Annotated in this window: 14 protein-coding genes and 1 pseudogene; 4 read left to right on the forward strand and 11 right to left on the reverse strand. The window is 61.1% G+C overall.

Going from position 1 to position 25,113, the window contains the following annotated elements:
• Positions 1-26: 26 nt before the first annotated feature.
• From QE452_RS06995 to QE452_RS07010, 4 genes are all read right to left on the reverse strand, one after another.
• A complete protein-coding gene (locus QE452_RS06995; RefSeq protein WP_309658946.1) occupies positions 27-2,057 on the reverse strand; it encodes a hypothetical protein in 2,031 nt (676 codons plus the stop codon).
• Between the two features lie 2 nt (positions 2,058-2,059).
• Complete coding sequence (locus QE452_RS07000) at positions 2,060-4,942, reverse strand: TonB-dependent receptor (protein ID WP_309658945.1); 2,883 nt, start codon at positions 4,940-4,942, stop codon at positions 2,060-2,062.
• A gap of 107 nt (positions 4,943-5,049) precedes the next feature.
• A complete protein-coding gene (locus QE452_RS07005) occupies positions 5,050-6,000 on the reverse strand; it encodes a FecR domain-containing protein (RefSeq protein ID WP_309658944.1) in 951 nt (316 codons plus the stop codon).
• Positions 5,997-6,773 carry a sigma-70 family RNA polymerase sigma factor gene (locus QE452_RS07010; protein ID WP_309659091.1) on the reverse strand — a complete coding sequence of 259 codons (777 nt, stop codon included), beginning with the start codon at positions 6,771-6,773 and terminating at the stop codon, positions 5,997-5,999. The genes QE452_RS07005 and QE452_RS07010 overlap by 4 nt, the downstream gene beginning before the upstream one ends.
• Positions 6,774-7,198: 425 nt before the next feature.
• On the opposite strand from QE452_RS07010, the gene QE452_RS07015 reads away from it, so the two are divergent.
• Positions 7,199-9,802, forward strand: a complete 2,604-nt coding sequence (locus tag QE452_RS07015) for a prolyl oligopeptidase family serine peptidase (protein ID WP_309658943.1) — start codon at positions 7,199-7,201, stop codon at positions 9,800-9,802.
• A 226-nt stretch (positions 9,803-10,028) separates the two neighbouring features.
• On the opposite strand, the gene QE452_RS07020 is transcribed toward QE452_RS07015, so the two are convergent.
• Positions 10,029-10,940 carry an alpha/beta hydrolase gene (locus QE452_RS07020; RefSeq protein WP_309658942.1) on the reverse strand — a complete coding sequence of 304 codons (912 nt, stop codon included), beginning with the start codon at positions 10,938-10,940 and terminating at the stop codon, positions 10,029-10,031.
• A 172-nt stretch (positions 10,941-11,112) separates the two neighbouring features.
• Positions 11,113-12,639 carry an insulinase family protein gene (locus QE452_RS07025; RefSeq protein ID WP_309658941.1) on the reverse strand — a complete coding sequence of 509 codons (1,527 nt, stop codon included), beginning with the start codon at positions 12,637-12,639 and terminating at the stop codon, positions 11,113-11,115.
• Between the two features lie 318 nt (positions 12,640-12,957).
• On the opposite strand from QE452_RS07025, the gene QE452_RS07030 reads away from it, so the two are divergent.
• A complete protein-coding gene (locus tag QE452_RS07030; RefSeq protein ID WP_309658940.1) occupies positions 12,958-14,073 on the forward strand; it encodes an acyltransferase in 1,116 nt (371 codons plus the stop codon).
• 470 nt (positions 14,074-14,543) lie between these two features.
• On the opposite strand, the gene QE452_RS19060 is transcribed toward QE452_RS07030, so the two are convergent.
• The 3 genes and pseudogenes from QE452_RS19060 to QE452_RS07040 form a co-directional block, all read right to left on the reverse strand.
• Positions 14,544-14,954, reverse strand: coding sequence for a lysozyme inhibitor LprI family protein (locus QE452_RS19060; RefSeq protein ID WP_405052745.1), 411 nt, complete (start codon positions 14,952-14,954; stop codon positions 14,544-14,546).
• A 517-nt stretch (positions 14,955-15,471) separates the two neighbouring features.
• Positions 15,472-15,576 (reverse strand): annotated as a pseudogene (locus QE452_RS19065) (PEPxxWA-CTERM sorting domain-containing protein); the annotation flags it as partial.
• An 864-nt stretch (positions 15,577-16,440) separates the two neighbouring features.
• Positions 16,441-17,388 (reverse strand): hypothetical protein, encoded by a 948-nt coding sequence (locus QE452_RS07040; protein WP_309658938.1) that lies wholly within the window; start codon positions 17,386-17,388, stop codon positions 16,441-16,443.
• 715 nt (positions 17,389-18,103) lie between these two features.
• Here QE452_RS07040 and QE452_RS07045 point away from each other — a divergent pair.
• Positions 18,104-19,315 (forward strand): ROK family transcriptional regulator, encoded by a 1,212-nt coding sequence (locus QE452_RS07045; RefSeq protein ID WP_309658937.1) that lies wholly within the window; start codon positions 18,104-18,106, stop codon positions 19,313-19,315.
• 32 nt (positions 19,316-19,347) lie between these two features.
• On the opposite strand, the gene QE452_RS07050 is transcribed toward QE452_RS07045, so the two are convergent.
• Together QE452_RS07050 and QE452_RS07055 are read right to left on the reverse strand one after the other, a co-directional pair.
• Entirely contained in the window at positions 19,348-20,874 is a 1,527-nt protein-coding gene (locus QE452_RS07050) for a tryptophan 7-halogenase (protein WP_309658936.1), read from the reverse strand.
• 57 nt (positions 20,875-20,931) lie between these two features.
• A complete protein-coding gene (locus QE452_RS07055; protein ID WP_309658935.1) occupies positions 20,932-24,180 on the reverse strand; it encodes a TonB-dependent receptor in 3,249 nt (1,082 codons plus the stop codon).
• Between the two features lie 179 nt (positions 24,181-24,359).
• Here QE452_RS07055 and QE452_RS07060 point away from each other — a divergent pair, with 179 nt between their 5' ends.
• On the forward strand, positions 24,360-25,091 hold the full coding sequence (locus QE452_RS07060; protein ID WP_309658934.1) for an ROK family protein: 732 nt from the start codon (positions 24,360-24,362) through the stop codon (positions 25,089-25,091).
• The last annotated feature ends 22 nt before the right edge of the window (positions 25,092-25,113 follow it).

Consider the following 25,113-nt stretch of genomic DNA (forward strand, 5'->3'; position numbering starts at 1 on the left):
ACCGATCGGCCCCATATCTGCGAGCGTCATCGGGTGGAACAGGCGACCGCCTGCCCGGCCGGGCGACGCAGCGCCAGATAGACGGTGCTCCACAATTGCGCCGCGTTGGACTCGTCGACATCCGCGCCCGCCGCGCCGAAGGGCACGACCTGATACCGGCCATCGGCATAGCGCCACGACCACAGCTCGGAACTTTGGACGCTACGCGTCGCCTCGATCCCGTCCCAAAGGCAGGATTGTGCGCGGGCCAGCGATGCGCGGACATCGGCGGGCAGGTCGCGCCGTTCCAGCTGCCGGGCGAGGCCCGCCGCGACCAGCGCCTGCTGCCAGCTCCACACGACCGTACCGTGATAGGCATTGGGCGAGAATTTGCGCTGGATCGCCGCATCAGCAAAGGCCGGGTTGGCGACCAGCATCCCCGCACCCGTGCGCAGACCCGCCGGGAACGCGTCGATGAAGCCGCTCGCCATGACCTTCAACGCCTCGGCAGGCGGCTGGTCGAAGAGCAGCGCGAAGCCGGGATCGCTGTTCTGCACCGGGATCGGCCGCCCCTGCGCATCCAGCGCGATGGCCGGGAAGCGCACGGGGGCGTTGCCGATCGCCGCCAGCGCGGGCGCGGCCGGAACACCGATCATCTGCGCATAGCGGCTGACCGCCTGGCGCGCCTCGGCGGGGGCCAACGTGACGTCGAAAAGCGGCGGCGCCTTGGCCCGCCAGACATCGGCGACGCCCCGGGCCTGGGCGAAAAGCCCCGCATCGGCTGCGGCAAGATACGGCTTCAGCAGCCCGCTGGCCTCCAGCGCCGCCGCCGAATCCAGCGCGGCGGGCACCAGCACGGCGTTGACGTCGTAGGGGATGCGGCCGCCCGCCAGTCCGTCATTGCTGTCGCGCCACTCGCCCGCATCCATCCCTGGCTTCAACGCGATCAGGCGCGCCGGAACGGAATCGCGGGCGAAGGGCTGGGCCTGGCGCAGGACGAAGCGCAGGTTGCGCACCATCCGCGCGCCCAGCGTCTCGCCGTCCACCCGCTGCGCCAGGAACGCCGCCGCCCACGCCCGTCCGCGAGGATCGTCGAGCAGCCACGCCCGCGCGACCGGGGCGAGCATATAGTCGCTGTCGACCATGTTGTAATTATAGACCGGCGCGTCCGACGAGGTACCATCGGCCTTGCGGTGGTCGAGGATGGCGAACTCGCCAATATCTTCCTCATGCGCGACCTCGCCCTGCAGCGACAGGCGCGCCAGCACCGAGGACAGGCCGGTCTCCACCGCCGCCGGTTGCAGCGCGGGCATCAACAGCCGGACCGACATCAGCGTGTCGCGCCCGAAATAGGTGTCGAACCGCCACGACCCCGCCAGGAACTTCTCGACATAGCTGAGGAAGGTCAGCGCGTTGCGGGCACCCGGATCGGGCTGCGCCTTGGCGTTGAGCAGCTCCGTACCCCCACGCGGGGTCAGCGGCGTCTCGCCGGTCAGGGCGGTCACGGCGAAGCGGATCCTGCCCCCCTTCCCCGCCAGGATCGCGCCACCTTCGATCCGACCCTCGGTGACGGTCAGCGCCAAGTCATAGCCCGCCGCCCCGTCCAGCCGGTCGCGCGACCAGCGGATCGTATCGGCGGTCCTCCGGGGCGGGGTCAGCACTTCGGCGGGGGCGGTGCCCAGCGCCTGATAGTCGCGGATCACCCGGATGCTCGACAGTACCGCCTGACGCGGCACCAAGCGACCTGCGTCGATCGTCACGGCAAAGCGCACGCCATGGAGCGGGCGCCCCTTCGCATCGCGCAACGTCACCGGCTGCGGCTCGCCCTCCAGCCGCCACGCGGCGTCCCGGTCCGGCGGCTCGAACCACAGGGCCGTTCCGCTATTGCCCGCCGGAAAGGCGACGAGCAGGCGCGGTTGCCTGCCCGATCGCAGCACGACATGCGCCGCGACGGGGCCGGAGCGCGTGAAGCTGTTGATGTTCAGCCCCTCGCGCACGGCATAATGCTCGACCGGCGCCGCGCCGGTCAGACCGAGCAGCGCGGCCAGACCCAGCGACAGCCGCAACCCCGCCTTCACCCTCACAGCTTGAGCGTCGCGCTGATGAGCGCATTGCGCCCGACGATGGCGCGGCCATAGAAATAGCCGTTGACGATCGTCTGCGTCTGGCCCTGGCGCGGATTGCCCTCGGTAAAGCCCTTCACGTCGGTCAGGTTATCGACGCTGACCGACAGGTTCAGGCGCGGCGTGGCGTCGATGCTCGCACCGATCGAGAAGACCCCGTAATCGGGCAGCGCGATGCCGTTGCCGCTGTCGGCGAAAATCTTGCCAATATATTTGTATCGCCCGTAAATCTCGCCCAGGCCGCCGGGCAGGACGAAGGACGGGGTGACGGTCAGCAGCTTCTTGGGCGTCCGCTCGGGCGTGTTGCCGTCATATTGCGGCTGGGCGACACCGTTGAAGCGCAGGTTGCTGAGCTTGGGGTCCTGATAGACGCCCTGCACGTTCAGACTGAAGAATTCGACCGGACGCAGCGTCGCATCCAGCTGGACGCCGTTGGTGAAATTGTCGGCCAGCGCATTGCTCGCCTGGGCCGGGTTGGCCGGATTGATGAACTGATAGGACTGGTCGCGGAACTCGGTGCGGAACCCGATGAGCGAGGCGTTGAAGCCGTTCGCCTTGAACCGCACCCCGCCTTCGTACAGCGTCAACTCGGACGGCGCGTGGGTGCCGCCGGTGTCGCCGCCATTGGTCTGGAACCCATGCGCACCGCGCACATAAAGCGCGACGTGATCGGTCAGCTCGTAATTGATACCCGCCGTATAGGCCCAGTCGGAATAATTGGCGGTCTGGCGGGTATAGGTGCCTTTGAAGGTGCTGCCGACATTGTCGTACAGGCCCGGCGTACCCGCCGGGACAGCGGCATTGACCGCGGCAGTATCGCCGATGTCGACCCGGACATGCTGATGCTCATAGCGGGCACCGAAGTCGATGTGCAGCTTGTCGCCGATGGTCAGTTCGTCGTTGAAATAGGCCGACAGCGACGTGACCTCGTCGTTGAACAGCCCCTGCCCCCAATTGCCATAATTGACCATGCCGTTGTTGGTCAGCGACCCCAGCACGCCGCCCGACGCGTTCAGCGCGACCATGTCATAGACGTTGGAGTCGTTGCGCACGTCGTTCAGCACGGTCGCGACGGCCGACTGGTTGTTGGACCGGCGGACATTGTAGACCATGCCGCCGACGGTCAGCGAATTGTCGATATTGCCGCCGCCGAAATCCCATTTCGCGCCGAAGTCGCTGCCGAAATCCCTGGTCTTCAGCGTCTGGTGATTGAGCACCGTCTGCTGGAGCAGGCCATTGCCGTTTAGGGCATTGAGCGCGGCCGTGTTCGACGCCGGAATCACCTGGCCGGTGCGGATGTCGCGCAGGCCATATTGCGCGACGCCGGGGAAACGGATCGCGGCGACCTGGAAATAGGTCAGCGACGATCCCTGGATCGGGGTCAGCCCCGCCAGCGGCGAGGAAGCGGGCGTCAGGTAATTGAGCGCCGAGGTCAGACCTGCAGTGCCCGCCCCGCTGCCCGGAAAGATGCCGTTGAAGTCATAGGAACCGTCCAGATAGCGCGCGCGGCCGAACAGGCGCAGGCTGGGGCTGACCGGCACTTCGACATCGATGCGATAGGTGTTGGCCTTCACATGGACGCCATCGGCCGAGCTGAAACGGCGCAGGCTTTCGTCGGTCGCGGGGGCGTTGGGCACCAGGAACTGGGTGAAGCCGCGCCCGCCCGCGTCGTCGCGCTTCAGGTCCAGGCCAGGCACGCTGCTGATCGTACCGTCCGTCGCCACGCGGAAGGGCATGTCCGCATAATAGGGGAAATGCTTGTCGCCATGCTTGACGGTGAAGCGGACGAGCCCGCCATTAGAGAATTTCTTCTCCAGCATCGCCTTCACGTCATAGGCGTTGAAGGTGAAGGGCGTACGGCGGACACCCTTTTGCGAGGCGACATAGCCGCCGACATTGAATGCCCAGCCATCGGCGATCGGCGCGGAGAAATAGCCATCGGCGCGCAGGTCGCCATAGGTGGTGCCGGTATAGCGCACCATCGCCGTCGCCTTGTCATGGTTGGGCTTCAGCGAAATGAAGTTGATCGTCGCACCTGCACCATTGGGGGCCAGTACGCCCGACGTACCGCCCTCGACCGCTTCCAGGCGGTTGATGGTGATGTCGTTCTGGAAATAAAAGTCCGCACCGCCGCCGCCATAGAGGATCGGCATGCCATCCTCTTCCAGCGTGATGAAGGTCTGCGCACCGCCGCGCAGGCCGCGCACCGAATAATTGTTCGAGATCGGCCCCGCCGTGCCCTCGACGAAGACACCGGGCACCAGTTCCAGCGTTTCTGCGGTCGAGCGCGGTGCCTTGCGCAGCAGATCCGCCGCGCTCGCCAGTGTCACGTTGGACGAGGAGTTGAACAGGGTGCGGCGGTCGGAGGTATTGCCGGTGACGATGATCTCGTTCTGCGCGCCGTCATCCGCCTGGGTGGTTTCCTTCGGGGAATTGTCGCCCGTCATGGCCGCCGGCGCGCCGCCCGGCCGCGATCCGCCGTCCTGCGGCAGGGCATAGCCCACCGTCCGCATCGCCGCCGGAGCACTCGCACCGATTACCGCCGTCCGTCCGTCGAACGACACCAGCCGCAGGCGGCTCCGGCCGATCAACTGCTTCAGCCCTTCCTCGATGCTCAGCTGCCCCTTGACGGTCGATACGGTCTGGCCGCGCGTCACGTCGCTGGGGGCGAGAATCTGGATACCCGCCTGTTGGGCGAAACGGACCAGTCCGGTCGTCGCGGCCTGACGGGGAACGTTGAAGTTGCGGATCGTCGATTGCGCGGCGACGGCGGGCGACGCGATCCCGGCGGCGATGGCCACCGTCGACACGAATGGAATAGACAGAATCTGGCTGCGCATGACACCCCCTCCCTCAATTTTTGACGCGCTTCATGTGGCGCTGATCCAAGGATGCGTGGCCACGCCGTTTCCGTCACCACACGCCGAAATCGTCGAAAAGAATTTTACTAGGGAACGATGCGGGTCACATCGCCTTTGCCCGGCCCCTCACGGCGCTCGACTCGGCCACCGACCATCGCAGCGCTCGCGGCCGCAAAACCGTCGACGTCATAGATGCGAAACCAGCCCACGACCCGCCGCCCGGCCAAGGATGGCGCGACCTCCAACTGATCATTGTTGTAGCGGTTGAACTCCGCCGCCGCCTGGCCGAGCGTCATGTTGTCGAGCACAATCCGCCCTTCCCGCCATGCCAGCTGCTGATCGGATGCTTGGGGCTCCATCGCCCGCACCGCCATTCTGCCCGGATGCAGGACCGCCCACTCGCCCGCCGCCACACGGCGCGGCGGATCGGCGCTGTCGACGGACCAGATTTTCACCACCCCCTTCGTCACCACGACCCGAGCGGCTTCGCCCTCTCGCCGGACATCGAAGGCCGTGCCGACCGCCTGGACACGATAGGGGCCGCTCGCCACCACAAATGGCCGCTTCGGATTATGCGCGACCTGAAACCAGGCCTCGCCCTTGCGCACATCGATATGTCGTTCGCTAGGCGTGAACGCCAGGCGCAGGGTCGTGCCGCTGTTGACGAGCGCGACTGATCCGTCGGCGAGCGGCATCCGCCGGATCTCGCCGATGCGGGTATCGATCCGCTGCGCCCGGTCCGGCCAGAAGCCAAGGCCCAACCCGGCAACGAGCGCGGCCGCCAGCGCGCCACCGCCCCATCGCCGCCAATGTCGCCGATCACGGCGCGGCGCCCCATCCTCTTCAGCCCCATCCCCGTCGTGACGCCCCGACAAGGCACGGACGCGGTCGAGCAACCCCAGCGCCGCCGTCGCGCGCAGGAGAGCCCCCCTGTGCCGCTGGTCCTCCTCCAGCCAAGCCGCCAGCCTGGCATCTTCGTCACGATCCAAGCCCCGGTCGATCGATGCGGCCCAGCGACAGGCGATTTCGTCGATCACCGCCAGCCTCCCGTTTCGCGGTGGCCCGGTCGCGCTTTTCTGGGTTCGCGGCGACGGATCGGCAGCTCGGCCTTTTCGTCATCACTCAGCTGGTCCAGAATCCGCTTTAGACCTCGCGCCACATCGTTCTCGACCACGGTTTCGGGGATATGCAGTCGCATCGCGATGTCGCGCTGCGCCATGCCGTCAATCTTGCGCAGCCGGAAAATCTGACGCGCCCGGTCCGGCAGCGCATCGATCAACCGCTCGATCCGGGCCAGCATGTGCCGTTCGGCGACGATCTCCTCGGGCGAATGGGACAGGTCGGGCGCGCTGTCCAGTTCGGCCAGGCCGCTCGCCGCGTCGATGCTGACGACCCGCTCGCGCCGGATCTGCTCCAGCACGACATTGCGCGCGGCACGGAAGAAATAACGGCGCGGGTCGTCGATATGCGCGAACCCGTCGAGCCTGCTGATCCGGCAATAGGTTTCCTGCACCACATCATCCACATCGACGGCCGGGAACGCCGCACGCAGCCAGACCCGTAACTGCCGCTCATGTGGCAGAATGTAACGACCGACCCAGGCGACAAGCTGATGCGAACTCAAGCGGCTCCCCTCATCACCCAGGATGAACCCGGCGAGCATTTCCGTCGAGACAGTCAAAAATTTACGGTCGACGATCGTGCACAGCCTGAGTCTGCTGGACAGTACCATCTCGTGGCAAATATCGATCCCGCGCTCGAACAGTAGAGCCTCCAAGTTCCGCAGGCTCGTTGGAAAGCGAACGTACATCAGCACCACCAGCCGGATTACCCAGGGTCAGGCCCCACCGATATAAGCATTCGTTGACGATTCAGGTGATATCAGTGACGACGCAACGCCCCTGCCGAAGACGCATAGGCACAGCGGCTCAAAAGTTCGGCGGCTATGAGCAACGCGTCTTTGACCCACTATCGGCCATTCAACAGCCTTCTCGCGCTTCCCAACTTCGGCCATTCGTTCAGGTCGGTTTTGCAACATCATGGCTGACGAACCGAGGATTGAGCCTGACGTAACCACCGCGTTGGTCAACATCGTGTCGGTATGTTTTGGGGACGGCACATAGAACAAGCACAGATATTCGATAGCGGCTGAGTAGGATCGAGCCGGTCGGCCGCTGTACTGCTGCCACAATCACCTGCGACACCGAAGGGAATCTATCAACGACGGGAGCGGGCATGCGGCAGTTCGATACTTTTTGGGTAACGCTAGCCCTGGTTCTCCTGCCACCCAACGTCGCTGCCCAATCTGCAAAGCACCCGATCACGATTGATGACGTGCTTGCCACTGAGCGCGTCGACAGCGCGACACTTGCGCCTGATGGCGAATGGGCCGCCGTGGTCGTACGTCGCGCCGCGAGTGCTGGCGAAGTTTACGACCGCACCGCCTACGAGACTGATCCGGGGCGTAGCGATGTCTGGCTCGTCTCGGCCAAAACAGGCGAGCGCCAACGCATCACCGATGGGAAATCGACAGCGGCAGGCTATTGGTGTGCAACCTGGTCACCCGATGGTCGTCGGCTCGCGATGCTCTCGACCCAACCCGAGGGCAGCGAGCCGCGTGGCGGCGACAACGTCCGTCTTTACGTCTGGGAGCGGGCGAGCAGGCGACTGATGCGGCAAGGCAGCGCCGCCCTCATGACGCAGACGCGCTACGGCAGCCCGCAGACCATGCCCGACCTGCGCGGCGGGGCCGATCGGGGAACGCTGCCGCACACGTGTAGTCGCGAGGAGAATGCCCCCTTTCTGTGGCTCGACAATGATCGCATTCTCGCGGCCACGCTGCCTAGGGGAGGTGTCTCCGGGCTGATCGACCAGTACGGCCGCCTTCATCGCGATGCAGCGCGCGATGCGGGACGGTTACGCTTCGGCCTTCAGCCAACCGGCGTTGCCTTCGGCAGTGGCGCGGCTAAGGTGCCGGGCGACCCGGCCGAACGCACGATCCTGCGCATCTTCGATCTTGCCTCGGGCACGACGCGCGACGTTGCGAGCGTGCCGGTTTTCCCCTTGGCGGGAACGACGAGCGTCGCGGTGTCGCCTGACGGATCGCGGCTCGCGGTGCTGGTAACGACCGCAGCGCTCCAACCAATGGCGGGCAAGCGACGCCCTTTCGCCTATGACATTCTGTGGACGGTTGAGCGGCGGCTCGGCTTCGTCAATCTCGCGAACGATGCCGGGATGCGCTGGACCGAGCTGCCGCTCGGTGCGCGCTATCCGCTAGAACTGTACGATTGGTCGCCCGACAGTCAACAGATCGTGCTGCGCGCCCGCGCCGATCCCTTCGAGGATCGAACCGATCTGTACCTTGTCCCGGTAGCCGACAGGAACGTGCGCCGGGTCGCAACCGGGCGCGTTGCCGTTGACACTGTGCGGATTTCTTCCCGCGAAGAGAGTCCGGTCCTGTGGCTCGACGCGCATCAGCTCCTCGCCCGGGTGCGTGAGGATAATGGCAGCACTGCATGGCGGCTGATTGGACCGAAGAGCGAGGTGCGCATCGCGCATGGCGAGGGTCCTGCCCCCGAGGCGCTGCGTCGCGATGGCGCAGGCGCGATTGTCACCGTGCAGCGGGGCGGACTGGTACGGCTTGATCCGGTACGTGCTGCGTTCGTGCCGGTTGCCCGCTTTGCAGACGATGCGATGATCGTCTGGCCGCGGGATCCTGCAACCCGCTCATCGAAGCTGCTCGTCAACGTGCGTGAGGGGGCCAACGGCGGTCTGCGAATGATCGACGCTGCGTCTGGCGCTGCTGATACACCGCTTCGCTCAGTTGTCGGCGACCTCCACGATGTCGCATTCGCCAACAACCGCCTGCTGGTGGAGGAACGCGGTCGAGACGGCCTCGTACTGCGCGGAGTCGACCTTGCGGCGGGGATGCAGCTTGATGTCATGCCCCCCAATCCGCACCTTAAGTCCCTCGACTGGGGCGCGACACGGCTGATCGAGTACAAGGACGCTGGCGGCGCACCGCTTAAGGCGAGCGTGATCGTGCCGCCCGGCTATGATCCGGCGAAGCGTTACCCGACCCTGCTTTGGGTGTACCAGGGCTATCAGGTGCCATCACTTGAGGGCGACTATTTCCTCGATCCGTATATGCCCGGATTATACAACCTGCGGCTCTATGCCGCGCACGGCTACGTCGTCGTCGTGCCCTCGATGCCACTGCCGCCTTCGCCAGTGCGTGATGACCCGTACGCACTGGTTGCCGGATCAATCCTGCCGGCGGTGGATCGGCTGGTCGAGCTCGGCATCACCGATCCCAACCGACTTGGCGTGTTCGGCCAGAGCCGCGGCGGCTACACCGTGTTCGCGCTGCTGACGCAGACGAACCGCTTCAAGGCGGGCGTGGCACTCGCCGGAATCAGCGACCTCGCTTCCTCCTATCGAGGGTTCGACCCGGCGAGTTACGGCTGGCCGGGGATCGGTCACCAGAAGAGCGGTAATTGGGCCATCTCCGAGCAGTTCGGTCGTTTCGCACCACCATCGGAGGATGCCGAGGGCTATGTGCGCAACTCACCGCTGACCTTTGCCAAGCAGGTCACAACGCCACTCCTCATTGTTCACGGCGAGGCTGATGTGCGTGGCAACCAGGCGCAGGCCGAGCAGTTTTTCAGCGCGCTCTACGAGCAGGGTAAGACCGCTCAATATGTTCGCTATGGCGGAGAGAGCCACAGCCTTGCGCAATCGCCCGCCAACGTACGCGACATCGTCACGCGGATGCTTGCTTGGTTCGATCGCTTCGTGAAGGGCGAAGGAGCGGCGAGCCCCAGCTCGGCGGCCAAATGAACTTGGCAGGTGATCACCACAGAGGTCGGAGCCGCATTACTCCGGCTGTTGCCAAGCATATTCGGCCGATGAAAAGCGTAGCGCTAGTGCCGGGTGCGCTTGGGAGCGAAATGACACCTGCGGTTTCGTGAGCCCGTTACATATGGAATCGTAATCAAGACGGCGAACGCCATCTCGGTTAGGATGAGAAAAAGAGATTGGATCATGCGACGCGTCGAGCTTCCGATCAGGAACTGCGAGCAAGACGCCTTGGTCGTTTGCGTGCCTCGATCCATTTCGCGGCATCGCCTAGCACGCGGTCCATGTGGTCAGTGCCATCCGCCGTGCGCATGAAGTGATCAAGCTCGGCAAATTCCCTGTATTCGACGTTGGCCTTGCCCGCGTTGCGCGCCATCTCGTAGCCTGCTCGAGCAGTGGAAACGGGTGACGATTGATCGCGAGCGCCGTGGATCAGGAGAATGGGCACCGTGGATTGCACCAGGCTTCGCGCAGGTACGATATCCACGGCATCGTCCCACCAGCGATAGCTCAAGCCCCCCCACCGTCGTTGCCCTGTCGGATGTTCGTGGGCTGCTGCGAAGACGTCAGGCACCTCGGCAGCCATCGCCGGTGGCACCGCGGCGCGGATGAGTTCCCCTACCGGAACGCCAGTTCCCGACGACAGCACGATCACGGCCCTGGCTTCTGGCACCAAGGGGGCAAGCAGGGCCGCCACCGCGCCGCCCTCCGAGCCACCGAAGATCACGATTTCCTTGTTCCACCAAGGCTGCCTCCGCAGGTCGGCGATGACCCGCAGACAATCCTGGACCCGAAGGCTGAGTGTATAGCGATCCCAGTATCGCTGCGGGCAGCCATCGATAACCGGCCCCCCGTCGTCACTCCCCACGCCGACCTTGTCGATCAGCAAGGCTCGGTCGCCGGGTCGGAGTATGCCAGCAGCATGACGCAGGTTCGGCTTGCTTGAAACGGCTTCACAGCCGGTCCCCTGCATAACCAGCACGACGCCCGAGGAACGACGGCGTGTTTTGCCTAGCCAGTAGTTGATCAGACTCCCATCCGGGCGTTCAACGCCATGTTGCGTCAGCGGCGCGATATCGGCTGACGGGACGGCCAGTGCGAGTAGAAGGGCGGCAATCATATCCAAGTGGTTCTAGCGTACCAGCAGCTATCCAGGAAGACGTGATGCCTCTCTATTGGGAACGGCTGGCAGGATGACGTCGACGTTTTCGAAATTGACGATCAGACTGCAAAGGATTAGTTTTCTCCTCACCTCCTCTTGCACGTTGCTGTAGAAGAATGAGGATGCCCTGTCAGTGCACCTTGCAGTGAGGCATTGCGATTGCCTCGTTAGCGGCGCGCCGGATCGAATCTACCGGGTCAGACACCTTTGCTAGTTCGGGTGCTTCCACTCGAAAGTGCTCAACACCGGCACCCCATTGGTGACGCCACCACGTGTTCCCCGAGCGTGCGTTTCTTCGTATTCGGGGCAGCGTGCTTTGCGCATAGCGAAACAGCTCGTCAGGCGGGATCAGGTACCGGCCGTCGGCAACCGCGTGCGACAGCTCCTTTGCCAGATCCACGTTCGTGACCTTCGACATGTCTGCCATGCGATGGTTCAGGTCAGCCATGACGCCTCGCTTGGCAGCTTCCCACTCATCCGCCGTGAACCCCGACATGGTGAGGTCACATGTGACCCTGCGTAAGCTGCCGACAGCCGGCTCCCAGCGACCTTCCGCGAAGTTGTCCCATAGCATGATCTGACGCTGACCCTGCTCGCCATTCTCGATGAACATGCCAACCTTTCCAGGCGGGGCGGCTGGCTGAAGTGCGGCGAGGCGAAAAGTAATCGCACGTGCGACGATCAGGTCCATAAGATCGTCCTCCCCCTGGCGACCACGCGATGATGGCGGAGCAGGCGTTGGCAGCATGACCGTCACCAACGCCGAGCGCCGCCCTTGCGGAAGCGCGGAAAAGCTGATCGGTTGAATGCGATTGCGCTCGAACATCGGGTAGGCAGTAGGACGACTTATTGGTCGCTCACCTTCCCAATCTTCAAAGCGCTGCTCGATCAGCGCCTTTGTCTCGGCTGGTTTCACGTTGCCGACGACCACGATCATCATATTCTCGGGACGGTGCAGCCGTTGATACAGGGCGCGGATGGTGTCGATGCTGGCGATTGGTACATCGTCCGAGTTCTGCGCCTCGATCCTGTCATTGGGCGAGCCGGGCGCGATTGCGGCGATGTAGCTGGCATAAATTTCATTTCCGAGCTTCTTGTCCGCCATTTCTCGCACGACCTCACCACGTGAGGCATCGACCGCATCCACGCGAAGGCTCATCCCCGTTGCGACATCTCTGAACAGGGTCAGCAGCACATCGATATCACGTGGAGACGTAGTTTTAGTCGAAAGGTAGTAGTTGGTTTCTCGCCATGATGTGGATCCGGCATTCGGCGCCGGCAACGTCAGGGGAATGCCGATACGCTTCAGATGATCGAAATCGCCGGGCGCGGCGACTGTAGGGCTGTGGAACGCCACATGTTCGATCAGATGTGCCAGTCCCCGTTCACCAGGTCGCCGTTCGGCGATGAACCCACCTTCGTTACGCATGAGCAGCGCAACGCCGGGTTCATGGCCTTGCCGAGGTAGGATCGCAAACCTCACGCCGTTCGCAAGATGTCCGATCAAGGGAGGCCCCCAATCGGAAGCTGGGATGTCCCCAAGTTGAGCACGGCTCTGGCTAGGAGGTAATGCCTTATCCTGAGCAAGGCCGGACGAGGAGATGGTGAACAGTGGAGCGATGATCGAGAGTAGCGCTGCTTTACCATTATTCGGCATGTACGCCTCTCCTCTTCACTGGTTGTCTGCTCCGCTCCACGACCAGCAGGTAGGAGCATAGATGTGCGTCCTTTGAGGCAGAAAGGTGACCAAGGCTCTGTGGAAACGATGCTGATCGGCTTTGCTAACTCAGTTGCGCCATCGGAACCGATCAACGTCGTCCCGGCTGCAATCAATTTTTTGAGAAACTTGCCTCGCTCATACTAAGCGCACGATACTGGGTAGGCCTCAACTGAAAAGCCGCTATCGTCTGTCAACGACCGTTTTAATGGATGGTATTGCGCCGCAGGGTGAACGGCACATGAGGGGGGCGAGGCAATGCAACAGCCATCAGATACAAAGCAGACGTTCGAGGTTGTCAATGGCTTGCGCGGTGTTGCCGCTATCGCCGTCGCCAGTATGCATCTTTCATTCTACATGAGCTTCATTCATCCGGCCAACGTAGCGCCTGCCGTCGATTTCTTTTTCGTTCTTAGCGGCTTCGTCATAGCATACGCTTACGAAAAACGGATACTTGGCGGCATGACGGTCGGACAGTTTGTTTTAGCACGCCTTATCCGATTCTACCCACTCTATCTCATAGGCCTCATGACCGGGGCATTAGCAATGTGGACTTACCAGCGTCCGCCGGATCAGATCGGCTTCTTCAATCATCTTGCGTTCAATCTATTAATGCTCCCATCGCCATTCGTCTTCGACTCCTCGAATCAGGACCTTTTCCCGCTAAATTTTACATTCTGGTCGTTGTTTTTCGAGCTGGTCGCCAATCTCGTGTACGTGGCCCTTCTTCGCCGATTGAGCAACAAACTGCTGGCTATCATTATCGTCTTGGGGTTTTGCGGTCTCGTTGCCAGCGGTTTAGTGGCCGGATCGTTGGATAACGGAACGATACGACCAACGTTTTTCGGCGGCTTGGCACGTGTGACGTTTTCGTTCTTCGCCGGGGTCGGCCTCTACCGGTTGTGGCTGGTTCGTCCGATTAAGTTAATGCTCCATCCAGCCTTCCTGTTCGTGTTGTTGATCTTGCCCATGCTGCTTAAACCTGGCGCGCCGTTCGGTTGGCTTTACGAATTGGCCGTCCTCACCCTCTACATGCCGGTGATCGTCTGGCTTGGGTCCGGTTCCAAGCCTGCGGGTGCATGGCTTCCCACGTTGGTCGCGCTCGGCGCCCTATCCTACCCCCTCTACGTCATTCATGCCCCAGTATGGACCGCGATCAGAGCGTTCAACGGCTGGCAAGGCAATACATTCCTCCACGATCACGCGCCTTTGAGCGGCATTCTACTCATCATATCTCTCTGCGTGGTGGCATGGTGGTTGGACAAAGCGGTCGATTATCCCATTCGACGACAGCTCTCCAAGGCGCTGCTACATCGTCCCACTAACGCGGCCGATCCCCATGTAGATGATGCGCATCGCACGACAATTGGCTGACCGAACGCAAGCGATGCCTAGTTAGTCAAACGAAGCCATCATGGGTGTTCCCGCAAGGAAACGGTATGCGAGGCGGTGTGGCCGTTCTCGGAGTTCATAGAGTATCGAGAAAAGGCCAACCGCCTGTTTGTCGCATATCGCCACTGCAGGCTATTGAGTGCAGCGACGTGCTGCTAAGTAACCGGGTTTGAAAGAAAAGCGGACCTTCCGCTTTTGAAGTATAATATCAGAAACCGACCAATGAACGGGTATCTCAGGTGCATCAGCCTTTTCTATCGCCGTACCTCCAGCCTCCTGCCGTTCTTGGCCTAATGCAAAAGCCGTGATTTCTGCATCAGGAATGATCGAGCTTGGGAGGAGAGTGGAACCACGGCTTTTGGCTAGGCGGGACGCAATAGCAGACCTTGTCGGATCGGTGCCTTTCACAAAAACGATGGCAATCTACAAATAGGGAATATTTGCTGTGCCTACTATCTGAGCTTCTGTAAGCGCAAACGGTACGTCTCTTGAAGGTAGTCGAGACGATGACGGGTTTCGTCATCGGTACACGCTAAGTAGGCCGGATTGCCTCCGGTCCCACCATCCCACAGGTTCTTCTCCGCGTTACACGTTGCATCGCGATAGCTTACCCAGAGGCGTCGTGCGTTTTGCAGTCGCTGCTGATCGCCTGGTCCGAGAACGGTCATGATCTGGCCGTATAGACGATTAAGTTTGTCATTTGCCTCTTTGCCGGAAGCAGCAAAGCAGTTGGCTACGCTAATCGTCGTTCCCTGCTTCCAACAAGCTGCGACCTGAGAAGTGGTACTCGCGGCATATGCTGCGCCACCGCTCGCGGTGCCGATAACCAAAGCCCCTAAGGCCGGAAGCATTCTCAGGTTCATTCCGACTGCATAGCTCGTTGGGGGCAAGCCGGCTAGGCTACATGGATCAGCCAGCCTGTATCGGCCTAATCATCTTTCCAAAAACGAGTTCATAGTGGGAAGGTAGCCCTGCTGATCGCGCCTGCGGGCGTCCAGAGCAACTGCCTTCCCAGTCTGTTCCCGATTACTCCCTCCCGCAATTGGCCTTCTAGGACAAAGAAATGGGAATGATCGCGCTGAACGAATGGCTGCTTCCGGGAAGACAGATTGCTTGCTCGATTGCCCGGATTTAGGAGGAAGCACCCAAGCCGTCGCGCCGTCAGGACGACCCAGGAACAGTCATTCACGCCCCCTTCCCCGGTCCCCAACTTCGGCCGCTCGTTCATCTCCTCGCTATGACCGATTTGCCACCTGACATGCGGCCTCGAATGTCGTGATGTGGAGGGAAAGCCGAACGTCAGCTTACGGGTGGGATATAGAAGAAGCCGCAAGCCCTTCAACAAGCGGCTTCCACTCAAACTGACGAATGAGGAGTAAGTCAGGCGTAGGTGGCTGCCATGCTGCGGCGACGGTAGCGAGCCGCGCCAGCAACCATCCCGAAGCCTACAAGCATCATTGCCCACGTCTCAGGCTCCGGGACAGCTGTGCTGATCTCAGCAAAACTGCCAGACGTCAGAAAAATTTGCTGGCCCGCTGAAACGTAGTTGGAAGTCGTCAGAAGGGTGCCCCCGCTTGGCAAAAAGCTAAAATCCCTTACGCTATTGTTCGTTTCGAGTGTCAGCAATTCTCCAAAAGAGTTTATAAAATTTAGCCTAAGAAATCCATTTACAAAATCCTGTTCACCACTATCAGGACCGGAAAATGTCTGGCCACCTACAAGCAGTGCGACATTCGTGAAATCAGCAAACCCGGGAAGAGTTTGCGTGAGCTGACCGCTCAAGGTTTGTCCGTTAGAGAACGTCCCCGAGAAACCGATTACCGTGGTTGCTGCATTTGAGGTGGTGGACCATCCTGCGGTCACCACGGTTGCCATCAACGCAAAAGCGAACTTCAACATAGAATGGTCCCCCACGGCTCGCGACCGGTCGCGTTGCTTCGGGTGACCGATAACACCCTATATGCCACCCCGCGACCGATTCTTCTTACACGAGCCGAAGGTTCCCAATTTGGGACATGTCGAAGGAGTTATATGTGCCATCCCGCGCAAACTCGCTGTCGCCGTTGTCGTCAGCTGGGCGGAAGCAGCCGTCCCGCACTACAGTGCGGACGACCCAGAAGCGGTCATTCAGTCCGTCTCGCGCGCTTCCAAGCTTCTGCCATTCGTTCATCTCGCAATGGGGAGCATGGTCAGCTGAGGCGGCCGGCCGGGTGTCTGCCAGTAAAAGGGAAGCAGGTCGGCTGCTTCTAGAAAGAGACATGGCGAAAGCGGCGTGCATGCACGCAAAAGGATCGTACTATTCGTCCAGAATCGCCTTGTCTGTGGCTGGAGGTCAGCAGGAGAAATTAGTTAGTGTGATACAACTGCCTTCGACGAGGCGTTAACCTTGCCAAGCCAGAAAACACCGTCGTAATCTGGATCAATCGCCATTCCCTGTAACGCTCCCAGCGCAATGAAAGGACTGTGTGACAGGTCGGCGTCGCCACTGATTGGGTAACTTCCGCACGCGATGTCATCTTGGGTGATTGGTTCATCCGGCTTAGGCGTCACGCCAGGTTTCAATTCACAATTCCAAGCTGTTCCACCTGCCGTTTTCATATTCAGCGTAATGATAGACGACGGTGGGCCCAGTCGCATCACCATCGGTTCGAACTGCGCACGGAAATGCTCGACTGGGCGTTTGCGAGCATGAACATTGCCGACAAGAACAAGAACATGGTCATAAGCATGAGCCGCTGCTGCGACGCGGATGTTTTCCGCCTGTGCAGCATCATGTGGCCCCTGCCCTGGTAGATCGGAGAATCTACGGCTCTGCTCCGCGTCTTTTGCACCATTGAAAGCCACGATATCGATTGATTGTCCAAGTCGCGCTAAGTTGTGAAGACGAACAAGAAGGGCCAGCATCGCTTCGCTGCCAACGCCATCATCACGATCGGCCCAACCCGCCCGCTTGAGTGCCTCAGGGAATTCCGCGTTCGAGAGGCGCCAGGCTTTTTGAAAGGCGTCATTTTCTGTCGACGAATGTTCAACCGCAACCAAGATGCGCTCACCTCTTGCTGCAAGTGCGCAAGCTATGTCACCGATGAAGGCAGGGGCCTGCTGCGTTCCGTGCATTTCGCCAAAAACAACAAATCGCGGCTCGCGAGATGCTACGTCAGCCCACCCGATGGGAACCTGGCACACCTGTTCCACCTGCACTTTCGATGAGCGGCGATTGGCAGCGTGAGCATCGGATTGAGCTGATAGTTCAAAAAGCAGCGCAGATATGCATAATGCTTGCGCGATCAATGACCTCATGTAACTGCTCCCAGCGGCTCTTTCGGAGCCCCATCCAACCTACCAGTCGTGACTATAAAGATCCTATCGTACGATCTCTTATGAGCAATGACAAAACGACTGATCATGGCTGGAATTGAGTAGAAGCAGCCGCCCTTCCCTTCACCGCGAAGACCCAGAAACGGCCATTCACGATACCCTCCGCGCTGCCCAACTTCGGACGCCCATTCATCTCTGCGCTTTCCTGCCGTCTGACATCTGGTTCAAGCCATGAACGTCTGAACCGGTCACTTCTGCCGGGCCGCCATCGATATGCATCTTGCTTCAGTGAAGGTTGCGACGTGGAGGACGTCTGCGCGCTCGTACTTGCCGACGGACGTTCCGGCGATCCGCTGATCGCCGTCGACGCCCGCGCCTGACCGCGGCGTTCGCTGCGGACCGAAGCAGTCGTTAGACCCAGAACCGGACATTCAAGGCGCTCTGCCCGCTCCACAGTTCCTGCCGCCTATTCATTTTGCAGATGACGCGCAAGCTACAGCCACGCTTGGCCGATGAGGATTCGTTATGTTTAGAGGCTGCGTAAAAAGCGCTGATATGATACGCTTTTCGATTGATCCGTCACGCAGTTGTGGAACAATGGAGATGATTTAAGAACATCGGCTTGAGGAGAACTCGAAGTGATTGCTGCCAAGTCGAAGTGTAGAAGATTGCAATTTTCACCAGTGAGAAACCACACGTGACCTTCGATAACTCATCGATCGAAAGCCGAGACGCCCGACTATCACGCAGCTTGTCCGGGACCAATCTCAAGCGTGCGGGTGACTACAACATGCGAACAGTTCTCCAAGCGATAAGGCTGAACGGGGAAACCACTCGGGGGGCGTTAGCGCAAACGACCGGGCTGACCGCACCCACTATAGCGAACATCACCAACCGCCTGATTGAATTGGACCTTGTCAGGAATCCTGGACGCATACGCGGCGCCCGGGGGCAGCCTGCGCTGCGACTTCAGGTCAATTCGGACGGAGCATTTGGAATAGGGTTGAATATCGATCGCGATCATCTGACGATGGTGACGATGGACCTAAGCGGCCGAGTTCGCAGTCGACTAACTAGAGAGGTGGCGTTCGCGATGCCTAACGACGTCGCTGCGTTTGTGCATGGGGAATTGGATCGCGTTCTGATGGATAGCGGATTGGATAGTAGTCGGGTGCTCGGCATAGGGGTGGCCCTGCCTGACGACCTTGGGCGCATCACGCTGCCCCACCAACCTGCGGGGTACGAGCGTTGGACCGACGTCGATCCAGCAGTATTGCTTTCAACTTTACCGTGGCCGATCCACAGCGATAATGACGCCGCAGCCGCAGCCCTCGGTGAAGCGGAGTTCGGTACAGCTTTCGAAAATCCTAGCTTCTTCTACATACTTATCAATGCCGGGCTTGGCGGCGGTCCGGTTATTGACCGTGCCTATCATCGGGGGACGAACGCTCGAAGTGGCGAGATCGGCTTAATGCCAGACACAACCGGCAGCCGCGGTGCGATCATCCAAGACACGGTGTCGCTCTCGGCGCTGCTCGCCCGGCTTGAAGATTCAGGTGAGCGTGAGCCGAAACTAGTGGATTTGATGTCCAAAACTCGCGAGGTCACGGAGGTTATCGAGGAATGGCTGACAGATGCGGTGCGAGTGCTGACCGCGCCGCTCGTTGCCATTAATTGTCTGCTCGATCTCGACGCCATACTTATCGGGGGACGCTTGCCAATGCCGCTGATAGCGCGGCTCGCTGAGGGCCTCTCAGAGGCATTGAACGCCGTCCCACAGCCGTGCCGGGCCAAGATCATGCCTGCCGTAATGGCGCAGGATGCGCCTGCAGTGGGAGCCGCAATCCTCCCATTCCTCGATCACATCCTGCCGTCGGACTCGATCTTGATACAGAGCGGAAGACGTTGATTGTCATCCACGATACCCGGCGATTAGTCGACTTAACGATATAATACGTTGAGATAGGTCTCGTGCGGCTCAGCCAAATCGACGGCGTCAGCGATCGATGACCGCATGCGGTTCAGTGCTGCAGCGAGATCGGCCTCGGAAAAATGGTCCGCCGCCAAGTCGTAAGTAGCCGGCTGGATGTCAAAGCCCTCGTACATCGATATCCAGCTTGGATCTTGGAACGACTCCCAATCGTATCGGACCAGATGACCGCGCGCCTTGTACAGACGAAGCTTGGTAGCGAGCATCGGTGGCAGAGCGGTGCTGCGGCAGCGATCCCACATTGGCTCTCCACGGCGCGTATTTGCGACATAGTGCAGAATGAGGAAGTCGCGGATCCGCTCATATTCCAGCGCCGTCGTCCGGTTATACTCATCCTCCAGCGCCGGATCGAACCGACGGTCTGGGAGGAGCCCAAGCAGCTTCTCCAAGCCCGTCTGGATGAGCGTGATACTGGTCGATTCAAGGGGCTCCATGAATCCCGCCGCCAGACCGAGCGCGACGCAGTTGCGATGCCAGAACGCGCTGCGGCGCCCCGTCCGGAAGCGGATGTCATTGGGTTCCGCGAGCGCATCTCCCTCCAGTCGCGCGAGGAGGGTCGCCGTCGCCTCGTCGTCTGAAAGGTGGCGGCTCGCGTACACGTATCCGTTGCCCACGCGATGCCGCAACGGTATCCGCCACTGCCACCCGGCGGAGAGAGCGGTGCTTCGGGTGTACGGGGTCAGCGCCTCGCGCCGCACGCATGGCACGGCCACGGCACGATCGCATGGCAGCAGATTCGTCCACTCTTCATAGGGTATGCCGAGCGCCTCACCGATCAAAAGCGCCCGAAAGCCGGTGCAATCGATGAAGAGATCCCCGGTGACCGTTTCGCCACGATCCGTGTCGAGGGCGCGGATATGGCCCGACGTCTCGTCCGTACGCACGCAGGTGATCGTCGCGTCGAGGTGGGACACACCCCACGCCATCGCCTTCGCACGGAGGAACTTGGCAAAAAGGGCTGCATCGAAATGTAGCGCCCAGTCAAAGTATAGCAGGTCGTGGACCGGGCGATCGGTGGGCTGCATGAAGAGGTCGCGACGTGCCATCGCGGTCGCGAGGCAATAGTCCCCAATATCGACCTCGTGTCCGGCCTGACGAAGCTTGCGGACGTAGTGATGGAAGGCAACGCCGCGCGAGCGCATGCCGTACAAGCCGAAGGGGTGGAAGAATCGCGTGCCTGGATGCTTCCAGTCGACGAATTCGATGCCGAGCTTCGCCGTTCCCTGGGTGGCCGCCATGACCTCGTGCTCGGTGACATCCAACACCCGAAGGAAGTCCCGGATGCCTGGAACCGTCGCTTCGCCCACGCCAACGGTGCCGATGGCGCTGGATTCCACGACCGTGATGCGAACGTTCCGGCCCTCGAGCCGCTTGGCGAGGTACGACGCCGCCATCCAGCCCGCGGTTCCACCACCGGCGATCACTATGGACCGCAGCCGCCACGGGGGCCCCGAGTCCGTTTCCTCGGCTTCATTCATAGGCCCTCCGGGGAATAAGGCCCGCCATCGGCGAGGATGGCGGGGCACCATGTACGATCAGAACTTCACACGGGCGCCTGCCATGAATCGGCGCTCGTAGATGTTGTTGTACGCCTTTTCGTCCGGGAACGTCAGGTAGTACTTCTCATACTCGCCCGTCAGGTTGGAGCCCTGAGCGTAAATCGTCAGGCTCGGCGTGAAGTCGTAGCTGATCGAGGCATCGACATAGTTTGTCGGCTGCTGATAAAGTTCTAACCCCTGGATGCCGCCGAAGTTCTGCTGCACCGCACGCTTCGAGCGGTAATTCCATGCGACACGCGCCTGGAAATGGCTGTCTTGATAGAATCCCGCGAGGTTCGTCTGAATTTTGGAATTGTCCTGGAAGGGTATCTTGTCGCCGGCGAGATCGACCTGGCCAGAATCGGACGGCGAGTAGGTGATATTCGCGTCGATGCCGAAATTGGAAAGCACGGTCGGCATGAAGGCCAGGTCGCTGAACGACTGCTTCCAGCCTGCTTCGACACCCTTCAACGTGCCGCCCGCACCTTGGACCGGCGTGCTGATGGACACGGTGCGGTTGCGAACCACCCCGTCGTTATCCGGCAGGTCGGTCCGTACGATGTTACCCGACTGGATGAAGCTCGCCACGTCGATGTAGAATGCGCCGAGGCTGATCAGGCTGCTGCGACCGATATAATATTCCAGCGAGCCCTCGACGTTCGTCGCCCGCCACGGATCGAGTTGCGGGTTGCCGTTCGAACTGCCGCCGGTAACGCGAAACACTGGCGAACCCGGGTTGGTCGTGTCGATTGCATAGGTCGGGTTGAGACCGCCACCCCATTGATTGAGGTCGAGCAGCGTCATGGTCCGTGAGAAGGCCACGCGTAGCTTCAGGTTGCTGGCGAAGTCGAAGGCCAGGTTGAAGGCAGGCAGATAATCGGTGAAGCTGCGCTTCGTCTCTACCGTTCCGTTCGACACATTCGCGACACCGTACGGGCGGGGCGAGCCGGTAACGTACTGCGTGATGTCCAGTCTGGTGTTGATAATCTTCAACCCGGCGTTGCCGCTCACCGGGATGCCGAAGACTTCGCCCTTGACGTTGAGCTGCGCATAGCCCGAGGTCTGCTTGACGCCGACGTTGAAGGATGCGCCCGGATTCTGGATTTCGACGTTCCCCGGGTAGAAGCTGTTCTGGAACGCGAGGGCGTTATCCATGGCCTTTGGATCGAAGATGTAGATCGGAGGTAGGCCGGCGCCGGGCAGGTCGTACTGCTTCACTTGGCCATTGAAGATCGCGGCGCTCGCCTTGCGGGTCAGACCGGCCGTGTAGGGACGGAAGCCCGGCGTGTTGAACGTGCCTGTGCCGGCATAGCACGACGCGTCGCCGACGGGCACGTCGAAGGCCTTCCACTTCACGAGGCAGCCGCCCGTCTGCGAAGCCTGGCCCGCATAGAGCGGCGCCGCGCGATCGAATTCGAAGTCGTCGACCGAGCGCTCGCTATAACGGACGCCGGCCGCTACGCTGACATTGTCGTTGGCCTCGTACGTGACGTCGCCACGGACCAGCTTCAGGTCACCCTTGCGGCGGTAGTTGCCCTCCGACGAGGTGGTCTTCAGCGCGTAGTTGTCGATGTTGCCGAGAAGCGTCGTCAGCTGCGTCGGCAAGGTGAACACCGGCTGCGCGCCGGTGAAATCGACGCTTGCAGGAAGCGACGCGGCACCGGCTACCGTGTTCACTTGGTAGCCGCCCGGATTGAATGCGATGTCGCCACTTGGATAGTGGCCAATGCCTCCAGGCTGCCACTGCGCGCCGTTCGAGGGGCTGAATTGCAGGTAGCTTTGGTCGTAGTTGCTGTAAGCCTTGCCGTAGATGCCGCGCACCACTGCCTTGAAGCGGCCGCCATTGTCGTACTTCAGTTCGACGTTGTAGTTCTGGGATTGCGACTTGTAGCGGTCGTTCTGACTGTAGGAGTCGAAATTTCCGAGGTCGTAATTATAGATCTGGGTCGTGTTCAGATCATAGGCGCGCGAGATGTTCCCGCTGGTTAGCGTGACCTGCCGGCCGGTATTGCGTGACTGACCGGGGACAAACTCTCCCGCCTGCCAGTTGACGTTCTGCATCTGGATACCGGCCGTCCGGTCGTTCTCGTTCTGCTGGGTGAAGAACGCATCGGCATTCAGCGTCAGGGCATCGCTGATCTCCCACTGCGCGGATGCGTTGATGCCGATGCGCTCGCGCTGGTTGACCTTGTCCCATGCGGTGAAGCCCTGCGGCACGATGAACGCGTCGTTCGCGTCGCCATCGCCATTCACATCGCGCCCGGTCCCAACGATCGTGCCATGTGGTCGATTGGGAGGCGAGAAACCGTTGCTGGTGTTTACGTCGCCGGTAGGATTGGCGGCGGTATTGAACTGCTCGTTGTGCAGCGCCGCGCCATAGCCCTCCTGTATGCCGTTATGCGAATTCGACAGGTGCAAATTTGAATAGGCGCCCGAGATCAGGATGCCAATCCGTTCACCGTGCCAACCAACCAGTGCGTTGAGATTCGGATCGTACTTCTTGGTCTTGTCGCCATAGGCGCCTTCCGCCGCCGCCGCGAAGGTGAAGCCCTTTTTAAGATCGAAGGGGCGGCGTGTCCGAAGATTGACTGTGCCAGTGATGCCCGCGTTCAGCAGGTCTGCGGTGCTCGACTTGATGACGTCGGCGCCTGCGAACAGCTGAGAAGGGATGTCGTTGAAGTTCGGCTGAATCGTCGTGATCGATTGGGCGCCCAAATAGGCTTCGCCGTTGAGCAGCGTGGTCACCTGAGGGAGGCCGCGGATGTTTATCGACGCGCCTTCGCCCGCATCACGACGGATCTGAACGCCGGGGATGCGCTGCAAAGAGTCCGAGATCGTGACGTCCGGCAGCTTGCCGATGTCCTCGGCCGAGATCGAGTCGGTGACCGACGCCGCATCGCGCTTCAGGTTGACCGCACGCTGTTGTGCCGCCCGGATGCCCGTGACGACGATGTCGCCGCCGTCCGTCTGAGTGTCGGCGCTCGTCTCATCACCGTTGCGGACGGACCCATCCTGATCGGCGGCCTGCGCGGTCGGCGACGCAGCCTGATCGGTAGGCGGCGACTGCAGCACCCCCTGGGTGGTCGATGACTGCTGCGCCATAGCGGTTCCGCCACTCGCCAGCGCCGTGACGGATGCCGCAGCCATCAGCAGGATTTTGGTGTTCACATGTGCCATATCGATCGCCTCCTCCACTTTCGTCATCGCCGGCCTCGGCGGACCATTCGACACGGGAGGATTGATCATCGGAGGGCCCAGCCCCCTGTTCCCCCTCCATCATGTCAGCCGCAACTTTCCGTTGTCTTGACCTTCCCCATGTATCGCACGAAAAAGAACCGTCAATTAAAAATTTCAATTTGTATTTGTAAATCTCTTTGGCATTCTCACCGTTGGCAATAGTAAGATGACAAATTTGTCATGAGAGGATGTCTGGTTTGCATCCAAGATTGTTCACGCCTGTACAGAAGTCAGCGCAACGACCCGCCAGAAGCGCGGTCGCACCGTTCGCGCTCGGCATCGATCTTGGCGGCACGAAGATCGAGACAGTCGTGCTGACCGGCGACGGCGAGTTGATTCGGCGTCAGAGGATTCCAGATCCCGGCGAATACGCTGCCGCCATCCGGACCATTGCCGAACGCACCGCTTCGACGGATGCCGCGGCGGGGGAAGCCTGCACGATCGGCATTGGCACTCCCAGATCGCTATTGCCCCGCAGCGGCGGCGTGCGCGATGGCAACTCGACGTATTTCAACCGGCGGCCGTTACGAGAGGATCCTATCGTGGCGCTGCCCCATGAGTTGCGGCTCGCCAACGATGCGAACTGCCTGGCAGTGTCAGAAGCCCGTAACGACGCGGGAGCCGCTGCCGGCAGCGTCTTCGCACGCGTCATCGCAACAGGCGTGGAAGACAGTATCGTACCTGACGGCAGGATTTCGGACATCGTACTAGGCGGCGGCATGTCGGAAGTTGGAGAGCCATATCCCCGCCGAGCAGAGGTGATTCGACATCACGCCTCCTCAAATCCGTGGAAAGGACGGATCGTGCCGGCACGCTGGGGCGACGCCTCCGGCGCGCGCGGCGCGGTTCTGGACGGCCAAATCCTGACTTTATCCGCTAGGCCCAAAAAAACGAGACGCCGGCAGCGACCGGTGACCTGATTCAGAGAGGAACGACGATGAG

It is taken from the genome of Sphingomonas sp. SORGH_AS_0438 (genome assembly GCF_031453475.1).
GTDB lineage: Bacteria > Pseudomonadota > Alphaproteobacteria > Sphingomonadales > Sphingomonadaceae > Sphingomonas.

Coding starts and splice junctions, on each gene's coding strand:
- QE452_RS07000 (WP_309658945.1), bottom strand. CDS start 4,942: ATGCGCAGCCAGATTCTGTCTATTCCATTCGTGTCGACGGTGGCCATC.
- QE452_RS07010 (WP_309659091.1), bottom strand. CDS start 6,773: ATGTACGTTCGCTTTCCAACGAGCCTGCGGAACTTGGAGGCTCTACTG.
- QE452_RS07015 (WP_309658943.1), top strand. CDS start 7,199: ATGCGGCAGTTCGATACTTTTTGGGTAACGCTAGCCCTGGTTCTCCTG.
- QE452_RS07020 (WP_309658942.1), bottom strand. CDS start 10,940: ATGATTGCCGCCCTTCTACTCGCACTGGCCGTCCCGTCAGCCGATATC.
- QE452_RS07025 (WP_309658941.1), bottom strand. CDS start 12,639: ATGCCGAATAATGGTAAAGCAGCGCTACTCTCGATCATCGCTCCACTG.
- QE452_RS07030 (WP_309658940.1), top strand. CDS start 12,958: ATGCAACAGCCATCAGATACAAAGCAGACGTTCGAGGTTGTCAATGGC.
- QE452_RS19060 (WP_405052745.1), bottom strand. CDS start 14,954: ATGAACCTGAGAATGCTTCCGGCCTTAGGGGCTTTGGTTATCGGCACC.
- QE452_RS07040 (WP_309658938.1), bottom strand. CDS start 17,388: ATGAGGTCATTGATCGCGCAAGCATTATGCATATCTGCGCTGCTTTTT.
- QE452_RS07050 (WP_309658936.1), bottom strand. CDS start 20,874: ATGAATGAAGCCGAGGAAACGGACTCGGGGCCCCCGTGGCGGCTGCGG.
- QE452_RS07055 (WP_309658935.1), bottom strand. CDS start 24,180: ATGATCAATCCTCCCGTGTCGAATGGTCCGCCGAGGCCGGCGATGACG.
- QE452_RS07060 (WP_309658934.1), top strand. CDS start 24,360: ATGTCTGGTTTGCATCCAAGATTGTTCACGCCTGTACAGAAGTCAGCG.